This is a genomic window from Streptomyces guryensis (assembly GCF_021261325.1).
In the GTDB taxonomy this organism is placed as follows: Bacteria; Actinomycetota; Actinomycetes; order Streptomycetales; family Streptomycetaceae; genus Streptomyces; species Streptomyces guryensis.
Genome location: NZ_JAJSBI010000025.1, coordinates 1 through 16,883, shown reverse-complemented (window position 1 = coordinate 16,883; position 16,883 = coordinate 1). Strand labels below are relative to the sequence as shown.

General features: G+C 69.7%; 16 protein-coding genes. 8 read left to right on the top strand and 8 right to left on the bottom strand.

Annotated elements, in window-relative coordinates; translation table 11 throughout:
- Positions 1 to 41 precede the first annotated feature (41 nt).
- Positions 42 to 1,907 (bottom strand): streptophobe family protein, encoded by a 1,866-nt coding sequence (locus tag LJ657_RS36250; RefSeq protein ID WP_232653174.1) that lies wholly within the window; start codon positions 1,905 to 1,907, stop codon positions 42 to 44.
- 253 nt (positions 1,908 to 2,160) lie between these two features.
- Here LJ657_RS36250 and LJ657_RS36245 point away from each other — a divergent pair, with 253 nt between their 5' ends.
- Positions 2,161 to 4,677: an ABC transporter ATP-binding protein/permease gene (locus LJ657_RS36245; RefSeq protein WP_232653173.1), complete on the top strand. Its 2,517-nt coding sequence runs from the start codon at positions 2,161 to 2,163 to the stop codon at positions 4,675 to 4,677.
- A gap of 107 nt (positions 4,678 to 4,784) precedes the next feature.
- On the opposite strand, the gene LJ657_RS36240 is transcribed toward LJ657_RS36245, so the two are convergent.
- From LJ657_RS36240 to LJ657_RS36230, 3 genes are all read right to left on the bottom strand, one after another.
- The gene (locus tag LJ657_RS36240) at positions 4,785 to 5,528 is read right to left on the bottom strand and encodes a transglycosylase SLT domain-containing protein (protein ID WP_232653172.1); all 744 of its coding nucleotides are present in this window, start codon (positions 5,526 to 5,528) and stop codon (positions 4,785 to 4,787) included.
- Positions 5,529 to 5,827: 299 nt separating this feature from the next.
- Complete coding sequence (locus LJ657_RS36235) at positions 5,828 to 6,913, bottom strand: S-adenosylmethionine:tRNA ribosyltransferase-isomerase (protein ID WP_232653171.1); 1,086 nt, start codon at positions 6,911 to 6,913, stop codon at positions 5,828 to 5,830.
- The gene (locus LJ657_RS36230) at positions 6,910 to 7,608 is read right to left on the bottom strand and encodes an SDR family NAD(P)-dependent oxidoreductase (RefSeq protein WP_232653170.1); all 699 of its coding nucleotides are present in this window, start codon (positions 7,606 to 7,608) and stop codon (positions 6,910 to 6,912) included. Before LJ657_RS36230 ends, LJ657_RS36235 begins: the two co-directional genes overlap by 4 nt.
- 224 nt (positions 7,609 to 7,832) lie before the next feature.
- On the opposite strand from LJ657_RS36230, the gene LJ657_RS36225 reads away from it, so the two are divergent.
- The 3 genes from LJ657_RS36225 to LJ657_RS36215 all read left to right on the top strand — a co-directional run bounded on the left by LJ657_RS36225 (position 7,833) and on the right by LJ657_RS36215 (position 10,027).
- Positions 7,833 to 8,978: a GAF domain-containing sensor histidine kinase gene (locus LJ657_RS36225; protein WP_232653169.1), complete on the top strand. Its 1,146-nt coding sequence runs from the start codon at positions 7,833 to 7,835 to the stop codon at positions 8,976 to 8,978.
- On the top strand, positions 8,971 to 9,612 hold the full coding sequence (locus LJ657_RS36220) for a response regulator (RefSeq protein WP_232653168.1): 642 nt from the start codon (positions 8,971 to 8,973) through the stop codon (positions 9,610 to 9,612). Before LJ657_RS36225 ends, LJ657_RS36220 begins: the two co-directional genes overlap by 8 nt.
- A gap of 169 nt (positions 9,613 to 9,781) precedes the next feature.
- Positions 9,782 to 10,027 (top strand): chaplin, encoded by a 246-nt coding sequence (locus tag LJ657_RS36215; RefSeq protein ID WP_232653167.1) that lies wholly within the window; start codon positions 9,782 to 9,784, stop codon positions 10,025 to 10,027.
- A 248-nt stretch (positions 10,028 to 10,275) separates the two neighbouring features.
- Here LJ657_RS36215 and LJ657_RS36210 read toward each other — a convergent pair whose 3' ends face one another.
- Positions 10,276 to 11,064: an Rv1486c family protein gene (locus tag LJ657_RS36210; protein ID WP_232653166.1), complete on the bottom strand. Its 789-nt coding sequence runs from the start codon at positions 11,062 to 11,064 to the stop codon at positions 10,276 to 10,278.
- A gap of 140 nt (positions 11,065 to 11,204) precedes the next feature.
- On the opposite strand from LJ657_RS36210, the gene LJ657_RS36205 reads away from it, so the two are divergent.
- The 3 genes from LJ657_RS36205 (at position 11,205) to LJ657_RS36195 (ending at position 13,600) form a co-directional block, all read left to right on the top strand.
- Positions 11,205 to 11,996, top strand: coding sequence for an ABC transporter ATP-binding protein (locus tag LJ657_RS36205; protein WP_232653165.1), 792 nt, complete (start codon positions 11,205 to 11,207; stop codon positions 11,994 to 11,996).
- A gap of 94 nt (positions 11,997 to 12,090) precedes the next feature.
- A complete protein-coding gene (locus tag LJ657_RS36200; protein WP_115908976.1) occupies positions 12,091 to 12,522 on the top strand; it encodes an NfeD family protein in 432 nt (143 codons plus the stop codon).
- A gap of 133 nt (positions 12,523 to 12,655) precedes the next feature.
- Positions 12,656 to 13,600, top strand: coding sequence for an SPFH domain-containing protein (locus tag LJ657_RS36195; RefSeq protein ID WP_232653164.1), 945 nt, complete (start codon positions 12,656 to 12,658; stop codon positions 13,598 to 13,600).
- A gap of 109 nt (positions 13,601 to 13,709) precedes the next feature.
- Here LJ657_RS36195 and LJ657_RS36190 read toward each other — a convergent pair whose 3' ends face one another.
- The 3 genes from LJ657_RS36190 to LJ657_RS36180 all read right to left on the bottom strand — a co-directional run bounded on the left by LJ657_RS36190 (position 13,710) and on the right by LJ657_RS36180 (position 15,725).
- Complete coding sequence (locus LJ657_RS36190) at positions 13,710 to 14,216, bottom strand: HNH endonuclease (RefSeq protein WP_232653163.1); 507 nt, start codon at positions 14,214 to 14,216, stop codon at positions 13,710 to 13,712.
- A 144-nt stretch (positions 14,217 to 14,360) separates the two neighbouring features.
- Positions 14,361 to 14,900 carry a YbhB/YbcL family Raf kinase inhibitor-like protein gene (locus tag LJ657_RS36185; RefSeq protein ID WP_232653162.1) on the bottom strand — a complete coding sequence of 180 codons (540 nt, stop codon included), beginning with the start codon at positions 14,898 to 14,900 and terminating at the stop codon, positions 14,361 to 14,363.
- 42 nt (positions 14,901 to 14,942) lie between these two features.
- Positions 14,943 to 15,725 (bottom strand): sporulation protein, encoded by a 783-nt coding sequence (locus LJ657_RS36180; protein WP_232653161.1) that lies wholly within the window; start codon positions 15,723 to 15,725, stop codon positions 14,943 to 14,945.
- 137 nt (positions 15,726 to 15,862) lie between these two features.
- Here LJ657_RS36180 and LJ657_RS36175 point away from each other — a divergent pair, with 137 nt between their 5' ends.
- Positions 15,863 to 16,504, top strand: a complete 642-nt coding sequence (locus LJ657_RS36175) for a DNA-3-methyladenine glycosylase (RefSeq protein WP_232653160.1) — start codon at positions 15,863 to 15,865, stop codon at positions 16,502 to 16,504.
- Positions 16,505 to 16,883: the final 379 nt, after the last annotated feature.

Here is a 16,883-nt window from a genome sequence, read left to right as displayed (position 1 = left end):
CGTTGGGCGGTCCAGCTCCGGCGGCGGGCGGCGCGTCCGGCTCAGTGGCCGTCCTTCGGCCGCCCCGGAGCGGGCGGCGGTTGGGGCGGGGGCGGGCCCTCGCCGGGGCCGGGCTTCGGCCGGTTCCCGTGCCGGGGCCTGGGCGGCTGCCGCGGTGTCGGGGGCGGCGGCGGACTTCCCATCGGCCGGGCCACCGTCGGTGCGCCGTACATGTCGCTGTTGCCCGTACCGGGCGGTGGCGAGCCGCCGGACGGCCGTCCGCGAGCCGGGGCACCGGACGGTCGCGCGCCGTCCCCCGGCGGAGCCTGCCGGCCCCCGTCCGGCGGCCGCGCGTCCTGCGGTTCCCGCAACTCGTCCGGCAGCTGCAGATACGGGTTGGTGGCGGGGTTGGGCGCCCGGTACGGCGTGCCGGGCGTGTACGGCCCCGAGGCACCCCCACGCCCGCCGGGCCCGCCCTCGGCCGCAGGCACACCGGCCGCGGCCTCGTGCCGGTACCGAGCCCCCGCGGACTCGCCCCTCAGTGCCAACGGCGCCGCCCGCCGTCCCGCCGCACCGGTCGCCCACGCCAGCGACGCCCCGGCAGCCCCGGCGCCCGCACCCCACAGAGCGCCGAGGAGCAGCGCCATACCGAGGTGCCCGTGCAGCTCGATCCCGGCGCCGAACGCATCGAAGCCCAGCACCGACAGTGAGGCGTCCACCGACACCTCCGTCAGCCATGCGAGGAGCGGCAACGTCAACGCCGTAACGACGCCCAGCCGCACCGCACAGCGCCCGACAAACCCGAGGGCCGGGCCCCCGGCCCCCACCGGCGTCCGCACCGCTGCCAGCACCCCCGCCAGCAGCATCATCACGGCCGCCGCCACTCCCAGCAGCCACACCCGCCCGTCCAGGTCCGCCAGCCGCCCCAGCGTCACCGACCGGTCGGTCTTCGCGGTGAGCAGACCGTCCAGCGGATGCGGCAGGAACTTGGTCAGTACACCGGTCGCCTTGCCGTCGAACGGCACGAACAGTCCGATCGGGATGCCCAGCCAGGTGCCGTTGGGCGCGCCCAGTAGCGCGGCGCCGATGATCCGCTTGGGATGGCCGTCGCCGATCGCCGCGTACACCCCCGCCGCGAGGCCCGCCGCCACCGCCACCAGCATCACCGTGACGACTGCCGACGCCGCCGGCCGTACGACCCGGTGCACGGCATCCCAGCCATGCGGCAGGGGAGTGCGGCGCGAGGCCAGCAGGGCGATCAGCAGGATGCCGGCCGACCAGCAGAGACCGCCCAGCAGCGTGGGCGCAGTGTCGACGGTGAAGCCGACCGCCGCCTTCGCGTGGATGAGGTTGCCGATGTTGTCGGGCAACAGCCCGCCGATGTTCCCGACGTCGCCCAGCCCGGGGATGCTGACGCCGCCGCCCCCGCCGCCGGGCAGTTTGTCGAGCCCCAGCGAGCCCCCGTCGATGGTGATGACGTCGTGCCCCGCCCAGGCCAGTCCGCCCAGCGTCGCCACGAACAGCGCGACCACCGCGCCCGCCCGCGCGAGGAGTTCGGCCGGTGCGATCACAACTCCCGCCGCCCGCAAGGACCGTAGGAAGAACCACGCCAGCAGCAGCGCGCCGACCAGGCTGACGCCCAGTGGCGTGATCGTGACGGCCGTATGCGCCTGAGCGCCTTTCAGGCCGAACGCGGACACGTCGCCGGACGGTGTGACCGAACCACCCGCCCCGAGCGCCACCGCCGCCGCGGTCATCGGCCCGAGCGAACCCGACGCATCCGCCTCCAGCAGATGCAGGCCGAGCGCCGCGGTGCCCGCCATCCCGATCAACGCCCAGCTCACGGAGGCGATGGCGGACAGCAGGACGTCCCCCCACGGCACCCTCGGGCCGCTCCTGACGGACTCGACACTCGACGACGTGCTCATGGACGCGCTCATGGCAGACCCCCCGATCCGCATTGCGGCACGGTGGCCGCGCATGTCCCCCTCGCGTGGATTACCACTCTCCGGGGCGGTTTCAACCCCGTCAACGGAACCAGCCGATGCGTATGCGCGTGGTGGTTCACAAGGCCCGACTTTCGGTCAGGGGGGCGAGCCTGAAATAGTTCCCGACGATGTTCGACATCCCTAGACTCCCTGTGTTGGGGGTAACTCGGGGGACTACTCAGTGGGGCATGGAGTGCCGGAACTCGTACTGGAATTGAATGGACGTACCTGGACGCTCGACCCGTCCAGGCCGTACACCCTCGGACGTGATCCGCAGGGGGACATCGTGCTCGACGACGCCAGGGTGTCCTGGCGCCACGCCACGATCAGCTGGAGCGGCCGCAGTTGGGTCATCGACGACCAGGGCTCCACCAACGGCACGTTCGTGCAGGGGCAGCGGATCCATCACATGGAGATCGGGCCCGGCTCCGCGGTGCACCTCGGCAACGCGACCGACGGCCCGCAGGTCAACGTCAGCGGTGCGGCGGCCGCCGTCGCCCAGCCCCAGCAGCAGCCGTACGCCGCCCAGGGCGCGGGCCCCGGCTGGGCCCAGCAGACACCGCAGCAGCAGGCCCCGCAGCCCGGCTGGCAACAGCCGCAGCAGGCCGCACCACAGCAGGCCGCCGCGCCGATTCCGCAGCAGCAGGGCCCCGGTGGTGGCGCGGGGGCGCCGCCGGTCTACGGCGACCGCAGCCCGACCACGTTCCACCAGTTCTCCATCGGCCGCGTGATGCGCATCGGCCGTGCCCTGGAGAACGAGCTGGTCGTCTCCGACCTGCAGGTCTCCCGGCACCACGCCGAGTTCCACTCGACGCCCGACGGCCATATGGAGATCCGCGACCTCGGCTCGCACAACGGCACGTACGTCAACGGCCAGCCGATCGCCAAGGGCGGCTCGGCGCTGCTCGGCCCGACCGACATCGTCGGCGTCGGCCACTCCACGTTCCGGATCGTCGGCGACCACCTCGAGGAGTTCGTCGACACCGGTGAGGTCTCCTTCTCCGCACGCCACTTGACCGTCACGGTCGACGGCGGCAAGCAGATCCTCAAGGACGTCTCCTTCGGCGTTCCGGAGAAGTCCCTGATCGCGGTCATCGGTCCGTCCGGCTCGGGCAAGTCGACCCTGCTCAAGGCGCTCACCGGCTACCGCCCCGCCAACCAGGGCGATGTCCTCTACGACAATCGCAACCTCTACAAGCAGTTCGCCGAACTGCGCCAGCGCATCGGTCTGGTCCCGCAGGACGACATCCTGCACAAGGAACTGACCGTCAAGAAGGCCCTCAAGTACGCGGCCAAGCTCCGCTTCCCGTCCGACACCACGGGCGCCGAGCGCGAGGCCCGTATCGACGAGGTGCTGCGCGAGCTGAAGCTGGACATCCACAAGGAGAAGAAGGTCACCTCCCTCTCCGGCGGCCAGCGCAAGCGCGTCTCGGTGGCCCTGGAGCTGCTCACCAAGCCGTCTCTGATCTTCCTGGACGAGCCCACCTCCGGCCTCGACCCGGGCATGGACCGCGACGTCATGCAGCTGCTGCGCGGGCTCGCCGACGACGGCCGTACGGTCCTCGTCGTCACCCACTCCGTGGCCGAGCTGGCGCTGTGCGACAAGCTCCTGGTGATGGCCCCGGGCGGCGCTGTCGCCTACTTCGGCCCGCCCGAGGAGGCACTGAACTTCTTCGGCTACGACACCTGGGCCGACGTCTTCTCCGCCTTCGAGAACTACCGCGACTACGACTGGGCGGGACGCTGGAAGGGCTCGCAGCACTACCAGATGTACGCCGCGGACATCGACGCCGTTGCGCCGCAGTCCGTACAGATGCCACCGATGCAGGCGATGAAGCCGCCGAAGCCGCAGGGCTGGATGAGCCAGTTCGTCACCCTGGTGCGCCGCTATGTCTCGGTCATCGCCTCCGACAAGGGCTTCCTCGCCCTGACGGTGATCCTGCCGCTCGTCCTCGGCTCGGTGAGCCTGCTCATCGACTCCGGCAAGGACCTGCTGGTCAACACCGAGATCAACCCGACGACCCAGCAGCCCGTCCCGAACGGCACCGCAACCACGGTCCTGCTGATCCTCGCGGTCGGCGCGTGCTTCGCCGGCGCCGCGAACTCGGTCCGTGAGCTGATCAAGGAACGGGTCATCTACGAGCGGGAGCGCGCCACCGGCCTGTCCCGCTCCGCGTACCTGATGTCCAAGGTCTTCGTGCTCGGCTTCATCACGGTGCTGCAGGGCCTGATGGTCGGCATGATCGGCTTCGCCAGCCGGACGATCCCGGCGGAGGGCCTGGTTCTCAAGAGTCTCCCGCTCATCGAGCTCACCATCCCGGTCATGGCCCTGGGCTTCACCTCGATGATGTTCGGCCTGATCATCTCCGCGCTGGTGAAGACGTCCGAGAAGACCATGCCGCTGCTGGTCATGTTCGCGATCATCCAGGTCGTGTTCACGGGCTGTCTCTTCGCGTTGAACGGCGCGATCGGCGTCAACCAGTTCTCGTACCTGATGCCGTCGCGCTGGGCCGTCGCCGCCGCGGGCGCCACGCTCGACTTCAACAGGATCAGCCCGCCCGGCAAGGGCAAGCCCAACGACCCGCTCTGGGAGCACACCGTGGGCGCCTGGAGCATGGACATGATCGCCCTGATCGCACTCGGCGTGATCTGCGCCTTCTTCGTGGCCCGCTTCCTGCGCCGCCACGAGCCGGAGGTCATGCGCAAGTAGTCGCAGTCCTGCGACGCTCTCGTACGGCGTTCTGTACGGCGCGAAGGGCGGCACCCGTCACGGGGTGCCGCCCTTCGGCGTTCGCGTGTCAGAGGTCCGCGCCGACCTCAGTACGCGCTGTTGACGTTGTCGATCGAGCCGTACTTGTCGGCCGCGTAGTTGGCGGCGGCGGTGATGTTGGCGACCGGGTCGTAGATGTTCCAGGACGTGCCGTTGACGTGGTACGCGCTGAAGGTCGGCGGGATCACCTGCAGCAGGCCCTTGGACGGGATGCCGTTGATGGCGTTGATGTCCCAGTCGTTGATGGCCATCGGGTTGCCCGAGGACTCCCGCATGATGTTGCGGTAGAGGCCGTTGTAGCTGCCCGGTATGCCCTTGGACTGCATGATGTCGAGCGCGTTCTTGATCCAGCCGTCGAGGTTGTTCGCGTAGGTCTTCGCGGCCACCGGCTTGATCGCGGCACGCTGGGCGGACCGGCTGGCGGCCTCCTTCGCCTTGCGCGCGGCTTCGGCCTTCTGCTTGGCCACGGCGGCTGCAGCCGCCTTCTGCTTCGCGGCGGCCGCGGCGGCGGCCTTCTGCTTGGCCTCGGCCTTGGCCTTGATGGCCTCGGCCTTCAGGCTGGCACCGGCGAGCTGGTCGGTGACGCTGGCCTTGACGTCCTTGATCTGGTCGGAGCCGTACTCCACCTTGGCCGTCGTGACGGTGGCCTCGTTCGTGGTCGTCTCGGCGTTGCTGGGCACCGCGGAGAACGCGAGAGCGGCGGCACCGAGGGTGGCGACACCCGCCATCGCGACCTTCTGGTGACGGGTCAGCGAACGACTGAGACGGCGAATGTTGGTGTTCTTGAGCATGGCAGACGGACCTCTTCGAATAGCGCGGAGGTCGCTCTACGTCCGGCGGGGGACACGGGTCCTTCCCGCACAAACGCCGCGGGGGGAACCCGCGGCGCTGAGCGACGAGAGCCATTCTTAGCGGCCGCAAAATGTCGTGGCAAAGGTGTGACGTACGATCCCCGATAGTGGATCGGGGAAGGGCAAAAACGGACAGACTGGACCGTTCGCCCCGCTCATGAGGGGAGGGTCTGTCTCCTATCGCCCTTCGTACGTGATGTGCGCCCTATGCGCGGGCTCACATCGGCGTCGTGACAGTCTCACCATGAGTTGCTTGAGCAATGCACTGTGTGAGGGTCCTCCTGCGGGAGGATGAGGTGGACGTCCCCGAACTCGTGCCACAGGTAGAGGCCGCGCAGCGCCTCCTCGTAGCTGCGGCCGACCGCGGCCCGCCCGGCGATCGCCTCCAGCATCAGCAGATGCGAGGCCTCGGGCTCGTGCAGCCCGGTCAGCAGCCCGTCCACGACCCGCACCCCGCGCTCCGGGGTGACCACGAGATCCGTCCACCCTTCACGCGCGCGTACGACGCCGTCCGGCCCGGCCGCCGACTCCACGGCCCGCACGGCCGTCGTTCCGACCGCCACGATCCGCCCGTCCGCGGCCTGTGCCTCGTTGATCAGCCGAGCGGATGCCTCGGGCACCGAGAACCGCTCCGGATACGGCGGCTCGTGCGCCTCCGTCGAGGCCACCCCGGTGTGCAGCGTGATCGGCGCGAACTGCACACCCCGGCTCACCAGCTCCGCCACCAGCCGCGCCGTGAAGGGCCGCGCCGCACTCGGCATCTCCGCACTGCCCGTACCGTCGGCGGACGGCAGCGCGAACACCGTCTGGTACACGGACAGCGGCTGGTCCCGCTCCGTATAGGAGTAGCGAATGGGGCGCCCGTGCTCCCGCAGCAGCCCGAGCACCCCGGCCCCCGACGCGCGCGCCCACCACAACCGGTCGCCGCGCGCGCTCAGCGGCTCCTCCAGGACCAGTCGTACGCCCCCGGGCAGCAGCACCTCCAAGCCCGCGGGCCCGCCCGCACGCGCGCGCGTGGTGCCCTTCCCGTCCGGTTCCCGCAGCTCGACCGCCCACCGCCCGTCGTCCCCGCGCGTGGAGAAGTGCACCACCACGCGCGCGTCCCCGGCCCGCCCGTCCACGGCGGCGGCCAGCGTGGGCGAGGTGTTCACGACCAGCAGATCCCCGGCCCGCAGCAGCCGCGGCAGCTCCACGAACGCGTGGTGCGACACCTCGCACCCGCGCGACACGAGCAGCCGTACCGCATCCCGGTCGAGGCCCGCCCCGTGCTGCTCGACCGGGATCCGGGCCGACAGCTCCTCCGGTACGTGCACCGCCACCGTCATCGCTGCCCCTCCAGCAGCGCCGGAGCCGCATAGCGGCCGCTCGCCGGGCGGTCGTGCAGCAGCCGCAGAAACGCCGGCACCACACTCGCCGGGGCCGGCCGCGGATCACCGTCGTCCGGTACGGCCGCCGCATACAGCTCCGTGGCCATGTCCCCGGGGTCGACCGCCCAGACCCGCAGTCCCGGCTCCTCCGCGCCGAGAACCGCCGCGAGATGGTCGAGGGCCGCCTTCGACGCCCCGTAGCCGCCCCACGTCTCATAGGCCTCGGCGGCCGCGTCCGAACTGACCGCGATCACCGTGCCGGCCTCGGACGCCCGCAGCAGCGGCAGCGCCTGCTGGACGAGGCCCAGCGCGGCCACCACGTTCACCTCCAGCGCCCGCCTGAGCCCCTCCAGAGACAGCTCCTCCAGGCGTACGAGCGGCTCGGCGCCCAGTGCGCTCGCGTTGTTCACCAGCAGATCGACGCCGCCCAGCTCCCCCGCGGCCGCCACCAGCTCGACCCGGTGACCCGCGTCCGTGACGTCCCCCGGCACGGCGGTCACCCGCGTGCCGTACGCGGACACGGCCTCCGCCGCCTCGGTGAGAGCCGCTTCCGTCCTTGCGTCGAGCACCAGATCCCAGCCCCGCGCGGCCAGTGCCTCCGCGAGTGCCCGGCCCAGCCCCTTCGAAGCCCCTGTGATGATCGCTACCGGCATGACACGTCCCCTCGTTCCGTCCGCCCGTCGACCGGCGGTGGCCTCAACGTAGGAACGGCGCCGCCCGCCCCGCCTCGGACGCGGGCCGCAAGAAGCCAGGGCCCTTCGGCCTAGGCCGCCGGTCCGGGCCCGGGGCCTAGTCCGCCCGGCCTAGGCCCACCGGCGCAGTCCATGCCTTCACAGGTCCGATCCGCGTTGTCACACCCCGCCGGTACCTTGAGGGCATGAGTCACGGCCCCCGGTCCGGCCTCACCGCGGTGAGTTCCGCGCTGCTGGCCATGAGCAGGCATCTCGAGGTGCGCGACGTCCTCAAGACGATCGTCGCCTCGGCCCGCGAGCTGCTCGACGCGCAGTACGCCGCCCTCGGCGTCCCCGACGACCACGGCGGCTTCGCCCAGTTCGTGGTCGACGGCGTGAGCGACGCGCAGTGGAAGGCCATCGGCCCGCTCCCGCGCCAGCACGGCATCCTCGCCGCGATGCTGCAGGAAGCGAAGATCGAGCGCCTCGCCGACGTCCGCAACGACCCCCGCTTCGAGGGCTGGCCGTCCGCTCACCCCGACATGTCCGACTTTCTGGGCCTGCCCGTCAGGGACGGCGAGGAGGTCATCGGCGCCCTGTTCCTCGCAAACAAGAACTGTCCGAAGGCGGAAGGCAGCTGCGGCTTCACCGAGGAGGACGAGGACCTGCTTTCCATCCTCGCCCAGCACGCCGCGATCGCCCTCACCAACGCCCGTCTGTACGAGCGCAGCCGCGAACTGACCATCGCCGAGGAGCGCTCCCGCCTGGCCCACGAACTGCACGACGCGGTCAGCCAGAAACTCTTCTCCCTGCGCCTGACCGCCCAGGCCGCCGCTGCCCTCGTCGACCGCGACCCGTCCCGCGCCAAGGGCGAGCTGCAGCAGGTGGCAGTGCTCGCCGCCGAGGCCGCCGACGAACTGCGCGCCGCCGTGGTGGAGCTGCGTCCCGCCGCCCTCGACGAGGACGGCCTGGTCGCCACCCTGCGCACCCAGATCCAGGTCCTCGACCGCGCCCACACCGCGCGGGTGACCTTCGACAGCCGCGGCGTGCGCGCACTGCCCGCCGCACAGGAGGAGGCCGTCCTGCGCGTCGCCCAGGAGGCCCTGCACAACGCCCTGCGGCACTCCGGGGCGCAGCACGTGGACGTGGCCCTGGCCCGGCGTGACGGCGGAGCGGTCCTCCGTGTCACGGACGACGGCAGCGGCTTCGACCCCAGGTCGATACGCCGCGCGGGACGCCACCTGGGCCTGGTGTCGATGCGTGACCGCGCAAGCGGGGTCGGCGGCGTGCTGACCGTGGAATCGGCGCCCGGAAAGGGCACCACGATCGAGATGGAGGTCCCCGGTGGCTGACGCAATCAAGGTGCTGCTCGTCGACGACCACCAGGTGGTCCGCCGCGGCCTGCGTACGTTCCTCGAAGTGCAGGACGACATCGAGGTCGTGGGCGAAGCGGCCGACGGCGCCGAAGGAGTCGCCCGCGCCGAGGAACTGCAGCCCGACGTCGTCCTGATGGACGTCAAGATGCCCGGTATGGACGGCGTCGACGCCCTGCGCAAACTCCGCGATCTGAACAATCCCGCGCGCGTGCTGATCGTCACCAGCTTCACCGAACAGCGCACGGTGGTCCCGGCCCTGCGCGCGGGCGCCGCCGGATACGTCTACAAGGACGTGGACCCGGACGCCCTGGCAGGCGCCATCCGCTCCGTGCACGCCGGGCACATCCTGCTCCAGCCCGAGGTCGCCGACGCCCTGCTGTCCCAGGAGGAGGCCAACTCGGGCCAGGGCAGGGGCGGTTCGCTCACGGAACGGGAGCGAGAGGTGCTGGGCCTGATAGCGGACGGCCGCTCGAACCGTGAGATCGCGCGCGCTCTCGTCCTGTCCGAGAAGACCGTGAAGACCCACGTCTCGAACATCCTGATGAAGCTCGACCTGGCAGACCGCACCCAGGCGGCGCTGTGGGCCGTACGCCACGGCGTGACCGGCTGAAACACACCGCGCGCCGGGACGCCGCGGCAATACGGAGGGTTCCCTTCCGGACTGAGATTCATACCGTCGTGGGAATGTCCCCCAGATGGCGCATCCTCCGTGGATCTCCGCCGTTCTTCAGTGCGTGCTGCGGCGATTGCCGCGGCAACCGCTAGGGAGGGCTTGGAAAGTGAAGAACCTGAAGAAGGCAGCGGCTGTGACGATGGTGACCGGCGGTCTGCTCGCCGCTGGAGCCGGCATGGCCTCCGCCACCTGCGGTGCGCACGCCGACGGGACTGCCGTGGGCTCGCCCGGCATCGTCTCGGGCAACGTGGTCCAGGCCCCGGTGCACATCCCGGTGAACGTCTCGGGCAACAGCGTGAACGTCGTCGGCGTGCTGAACCCCGCCTTCGGCAACCTGGCCGTCAACCACTGACCCAGGCCACACGGCACGCAGTGACTCCGGCCTCCCGGGCATCCCGGGAGGCCGGTCAGTTTTTTGAGGGCAGTCGCTTTTTTGAAGGCAGCGGCTTTACAGCTCTTCGAGGGCAGCCGCTCTACAGCGCCGGTCGGCCCTCTCAGCCCGTCCGGCGTTTGAGGACGAGGCCGTCCAGGCCGACACGGGGGCTTGGGGCGGAGCCCCCAGACCGGGTCACAACCGCCGGCCACAAAACACACCGACGCTCACCGCACCCCCCGCTCCCGCTCCTCCACAACGGAGTTGTACGCAGCGACCTGCGCCCGCCGAGCCGTCCGCTCCACCGGCCGCAGAGCCTCAGCCCGCGCCCCCATCTCACCGGCGCTCACCGCACCCCCGTGCCCGTTGCCCTGGGCGAGGCCGATCAGCAGTCCCACCCGCTGCGCCAGCTCCAGCACCCGCACCGCCCGCGGCGGATACCCCGGCGCCAGCACCTCCCGCCCCCGCTCGGCCCGCGCCCGATACGCATCGATCGCCGCCTCCGCCACCGGCCCCGACCCGGCGACGTCCAGCCGCGACAGCACCTCCGTCGCCTCCCGCAACGCCTCGGCCAGCTCCCGCTCGGCCTCACCCAGCGAGGGCACGTCGGCCGGCGGAGCCTCCCGCACCGGCAGGCAGTGCCACACGACCTCCACGTGCACATCGCCGTGCGGTCCGGCCTCGTACACCTCCGGCACCAGCCCGAGCGCGGCGCCGTGACAGACCACCGCCTCCTCGGCCTCCATCGCCCGCGCATTGAACTCCGGCGGCCCGCTCAGCCCCAGCGGATGCCCCGGCGCGGGCAGCGCGACCCGCAGCCCCGTGACGCCGAGCGCCCGCAGCCGGCCCAGGGCGAGCGTGAGCCCGACAGGTGCCGACTCGCCGGGCAGCCCCTCCATGCGATGCACGGCATCGTCCCCGACGATCGTGAGCACAGCATCGTCTGGTGAGACAAGTCCGGCCAAAAGGGCATTTCCCCAAGCCGCAAAGCGTCCTGAACGCGGTTCCGAGAGCATGCCCCCACCCTAAGGACCGGACCGATGGAATGGGCCGGGCGGCCGGTGGCGTAGATTTCATCGAGGGCTGCGCCCGAAAGCGCGCACGCGACAGCCGAGATGCCGAGACCGGCCACACTGCAAGGGGAGACAACGCGCTCATGAGCGATGTTCTGGAGCTTCAGGACGTATCCGTGGTCCGGGAGGGCCGGGCTCTGGTGGACCAGGTCTCCTGGTCGGTCAAGGAAGGCGAGCGCTGGGTCATCCTCGGCCCCAACGGCGCCGGCAAGACGACCCTCCTGAACGTCGCCTCCAGCTACCTCTTCCCCAGCAACGGCAGCGCCACCATCCTCGGCGAGACCCTCGGCAAGGTCGACGTCTTCGAGCTGCGCCCCCGCATCGGCATGGCCGGCATCGCCATGGCCGACAAGCTCCCCAAGCGCCAGACCGTCCTGCAGACCGTGCTCACCGCCGCCTACGGCATGACCGCCGGCTGGCACGAGGACTACGAGGACATCGACGAGCAGCGCGCCCGAGCCTTCCTCGACCGCCTCGGCATGACCGAGTACGCGGACCGAAAGTTCGGCACCCTCTCCGAGGGCGAGCGCAAGCGCACCCTCATCGCCCGCGCCCTGATGACCGACCCCGAACTCCTGCTCCTCGACGAGCCCGCCGCCGGCCTCGACCTCGGCGGCCGCGAGGACCTGGTCCGCCGCCTCGGCCGTCTCGCCCGCGATCCGATCGCCCCCTCGATGATCATGGTCACCCACCATGTCGAGGAGATCGCCCCCGGCTTCACCCACGTCCTGATGATCCGCCAGGGCAAGGTCCTCGCCGCCGGCCCGCTGGAGCTCGAACTCACCTCCCGCAACCTCTCCCTCTGCTTCGGCCTCCCGCTCGTCGTCGAACAGGTCGGCGACCGCTGGACCGCCCAGGGCCTGCCACTGTCCTGACCGTGTGAAGCCCGCGCGAAAACACGGGTAAGAAGCGCGTCCCGGCCGCATCGCGCCCTGTCGGAGGCAGGACCCGCGGTCCTACCATGACCATGTGAACGACATCGACGCATGGGTGTGGTGGCTCGTCGGCGCGGCTGCGCTCGGAATCCCGCTCGTGGTCACCGCGATGCCGGAGTTCGGCATGCTCGCGGTGGGCGCCGTCGCCGCCGCCGTCATGGCCGGAGTGGGCTTCGGTTCCGTGGCCCAGGTACTCACCTTCGTCGTGGTCTCGGTCGCCCTTATCGCCGTCGTACGCCCCATCGCGGTCCGGCACAGCGCGCAACGTCCCCAACTCGCCACCGGAGTCGAGGCGTTGAAGGGCAAGCAGGCCGTGGTACTCGAGCGCGTCGACGGCTCCGGGGGCCGGATCAAGCTGGCCGGCGAGGTCTGGTCGGCGCGCTCGCTCGACGCCGCCAGCGCCTACGAAGTGGGGCAGGAAGTGGATGTCGTGGAGATCGAAGGGGCCACCGCGATCGTCATCTGACCTCGTAGGACTCAACTGAAGCGAACAGCCCACGAGTTGTGCGAGGGTCTGTCAGACTCGACCAGCAAGATCTTCAACAACCATAAGATCTTCCGAAAGCGCCGAGGCGGAGAAGGGTACGGGGAACGACGCGATGGAACCGGTCATCATCGTCCTGGTCATTCTGGTGGTGTTGGTCTTCATCGCCCTGATCAGGACAATCCAAGTCATCCCACAGGCCAGCGCCGCAATCGTCGAGCGCTTCGGCCGCTACACGCGGACACTCAACGCGGGCCTCAACATCGTGGTCCCGTTCATCGACACGATCCGCAACCGCATCGACCTCCGCGAGCAGGTCGTGCCGTTCCCGCCGCAACCGGTGATCACCCAGGACAACCTGGTCGTCAACATCGACACGGTCATCTATTACCAGGTCACCGACGCCCGGGCCGCGACCTACGAAGTCGCCAGCTACATCCAGGCGATCGAGCAGCTGACGGTCACCACGCTCCGCAACATCATCGGTGGCATGGACCTCGAGCGGACCCTGACCTCCCGCGAGGAGATCAACGCGGCCCTGCGCGGCGTCCTCGACGAGGCCACCGGCAAGTGGGGAATCCGCGTCAACCGCGTCGAGCTCAAGGCCATCGAACCGCCCACCTCCATCCAGGACTCGATGGAGAAGCAGATGCGCGCCGACCGTGACAAGCGCGCCGCGATCCTCACCGCCGAAGGTACCCGCCAGGCCGCGATCCTCACCGCCGAAGGTGAGAAGCAGTCCCAGATCCTGCGCGCCGAGGGTGAGGCCAAGGCCGCCGCCCTGCGCGCGGAGGGCGAGGCCCAGGCCGTCCGTACGGTCTTCGAGGCCATCCACGCCGGCGACCCGGACCAGAAGCTCCTCAGCTACCAGTACCTCCAGATGCTCCCGAAGATCGCCGAGGGCGACGCCAACAAGCTCTGGATCGTCCCCAGCGAAATCGGCGACGCCCTCAAGGGCCTGTCCGGCGCGATGGGCAACTTCGGCCCGTTCGGCGGCAACTCGGGCGGCGGAGGATCGGAGAAGGCTCCGGAACGCCGAGAGAAGCCGTCGATCGACTGACGTCACCTGCATACGAAGGTTCCCCGCACCCTCCCTGAGGGGCGCGGGGAACTGCGCGACAAGCCACATCCGACCGGAAGCCGCAAGACGACCGGAACCCGGCAGACGCCTAGGCGGCCTCCCGTGCCAACCAACCAGGCAGCGCCTCGAAGTCATCACTCCCCAGGGCAAGCAACATCGCGTCGGCCGGCGTCGGCTCGAACGGCTGCCGAAGCAACGGCATACCCGCCTGCTCCGGAGTCCGGTCCGCCTTGCGGTGGTTGTCCTCCGCGCACGAGGCCACCGTGTTCAGCCACGAGTCCTGACCACCCTGCGCCCTCGGCACCACATGGTCCACCGTGGTCGCCCGGCGACCGCAGTACGCGCACCGGTGCCGGTCCCTGACCAGCACACCCCGCCTCGACCACGGAGCTTGTCTTCGGAACGGCACCCTCACGTACCGGCACAGCCGGATCACCCGGGGCGCGGGTATGTCGACCGCGGCTCCACGCATGCGCAGCTCGGGGTGGGCCTGCTCGACAACGGCCTTGTCCTGCAGCACCAGAACGACGGCTCGATTCAAAGTCACCGTCGACAGCGGCTCAAAGCTCGCGTTCAGTACCAGCGTGTCCCGCATCCAGCCCACCTCCCATGCGCTCCGGCCCACCACCTGGCGGGCGTGGATCAACTCTGGCCGGGCACGCCGAGATGGACAACGCAATAAAAACTGCCCGCCCCTGATCAATTCCAAGACCAGAGGCGGGCAAACGTTCCATGAACGTCAGTCTTCGGCGGGCACCTCGTACTCGCCGATCAGCTGGGCACGCGCGATCGCGTGGAAGCGCAGATTGAAGCCGACGACGGCGGGCGAGACATCGGAATCCGGTCCCAACTTCTCCTGATCCACGGCGTACACCGTGAACACATACCGGTGCGGGCCGTCCCCGGGAGGCGGAGCGGCCCCGCCGAATTCCTTGCTCCCGTAGTCGTTGCGCACCTGCACGGCACCCTCGGGCAGCCCCTCGAACTTGCCGCTGCCCGCACCGGCCGGCAGCTCGGTCACCGAGGCCGGGATGTCGAACACGGACCAGTGCCAGAACCCACTCCCCGTAGGGGCGTCCGGGTCGTAGCAGGTCACGGCGAAGCTCTTGGTCTCGGCGGGGAAGCCCTCCCACCGCAGCTGCGGCGAGGTGTTGCCGGCCGCGTAGACCTGAGCGTCCTTGAGCGTGGCGCCCTCCTGGACGTCCTCGCTCGTGACCGTGAACGACGGCACGGGCGGATGGAAGTCATGGGGGAGCGGCCGTCGCTTGAGCTCGGTCACCTCGGTACCTCCTGATCGATGACGGAATCAGCAGTTCCGAGCCTAGAACCAGTTGCGCTTGCTGCCGACCTCGGACAGCCACTGGTTGAGGTACGCAGCCCAGTCGGTCCCATGGAAGTCGTGCAGACCCACCTGGAACGAGCGGAACGTGTCACTGCCCTCGCTGAACAGACCGGGTTTCTTGTCCATCTCCAGGATGACGTCCATGGCGTGCTCGTCGGCCACGAAGCTCAACTCGACCTGGTTCAGCCCGCGGTACTGCGACGGCGGGTAGAACTCGATCTCCTGGTAGAACGGCAGCTTCTGCCGGGTACCCCGGATGTGTCCACGCTCCATGTCCGCGTTCTTGAAGCGGAAGCCCAGCTGGATGAACGCGTCCAGGATCGCCTTCTGCGCCGGCAGCGGATGCACATTGATCGGGTCCAGGTCACCGGAGTCGATGGCCCGCGCGATCGCCAGCTCCGTGGTCACCCCGATGTTCATCCCGCGCAGCGCCTGCCCGTCGATCATCGTGACCGGCGTCTCCCACGGGATCTCGAGCCCGAAAGGCACCGCGTGCACGGCTCCGGCCTGCAGCTCGAAGGCGCCACCGAGCCGCACCTTGGTGAACTCGATGTTCTGCTTGTACTCCTCGTCGCCGCTCTCCACCTCGACCCGCGCCTGCAGACCGACGGACAGGCCCTCGATGTCCTGGTTCACGGACCCGCCCTGGATCCGCACCTCCCCCTGGACGACGCCGCCCGGAACGACGTTGACCTCGGTCAGCACCGTCTCGACCGAAGCCCCGCCGGCCCCCAGGCTCGCGAGCAGCTTCTTGAACGCCATGTCTCTCCCTATACGTGTGGACCCTTGATCCCTACAAACGCGATCCGGGTACGGCCGGTTCCGCCCCACACCCTGGCAAGGAGGGGGAACCTTGACCACCCCTTGGCCTCCACCCGTCTGGACTAGGCTCGTGCCCCATGATCGCGCCACCGGACCGTACGCCACTGCCCAGGAAGTTCTTCGACCGCCCGGTCCTGGAAGTCGCCCCCGACCTCCTGGGCCGCATCCTCGTGCGTACGACGCCGGACGGTCCGATCGCACTGCGCCTCACAGAGGTGGAGGCCTACGACGGCCCGAACGACCCCGGCTCCCACGCCTATCGCGGTCCCACGGCCCGAAACGGAGTGATGTTCGGTCCGCCCGGGCACGTATACGTCTACTTCACCTACGGCATGTGGTTCTGCATGAACCTGGTGTGCGGCCCCGAAGGGAAGGCGAGCGCGGTCCTGCTCCGGGCCGGCGAGATCATCGAGGGCGCCGAGCTCGCTCGTAAACGTCGACTCTCGGCCCGAAACGACAAGGAACTGGCCAAAGGGCCCGCACGCCTGGCCACAGCCCTGGACGTGGGCCGCGATCTCGACGGCACGGACGCGTGTGCCCCGGGGGACACGCCCTTGCGGATCCTGACGGGCACCGCTGTCGCCCCCGACCAGGTACGCAACGGTCCCCGCACCGGCGTGGCCGGTGACGGGGGCGTACACCCGTGGCGCTTCTGGACCGCCAACGACCCGACGGTGAGCCCTTATCGGGCCCACGTCCCGAGGCGCCGTTCAAGTTGACGCGTCTCTGGAAGGTGCGTAATGTAGCCCGAGCCGCTGAACCGGGTACGGCAATCGCCTGCAGCCGGAAGCGGCCAAACCACTACCTACGATCACCCCTCAGCGGGGGCGAATTCGGCGTGTCTGCATGCCTGAATTCGGACTCACGGGACTCGATTATGAGTTGCCGGGAGAATCGGTTAACGTAGTGAATGTCGAAAGGCCCCGCCGACAGGGAATCAGGCCCGAAAGGATCTGATAGAGTCGGAAACGCAAGACCGAAGGGAAGCGCCTGGAGGAAAGCCCGAGAGGGTGAGTACAAAGGAAGCGTCCGTTCCTTGAGAACTCAACAGCGTGCCAAAAATCAACGCCAGATATGTTGATACCCCGTTCTCGGCCG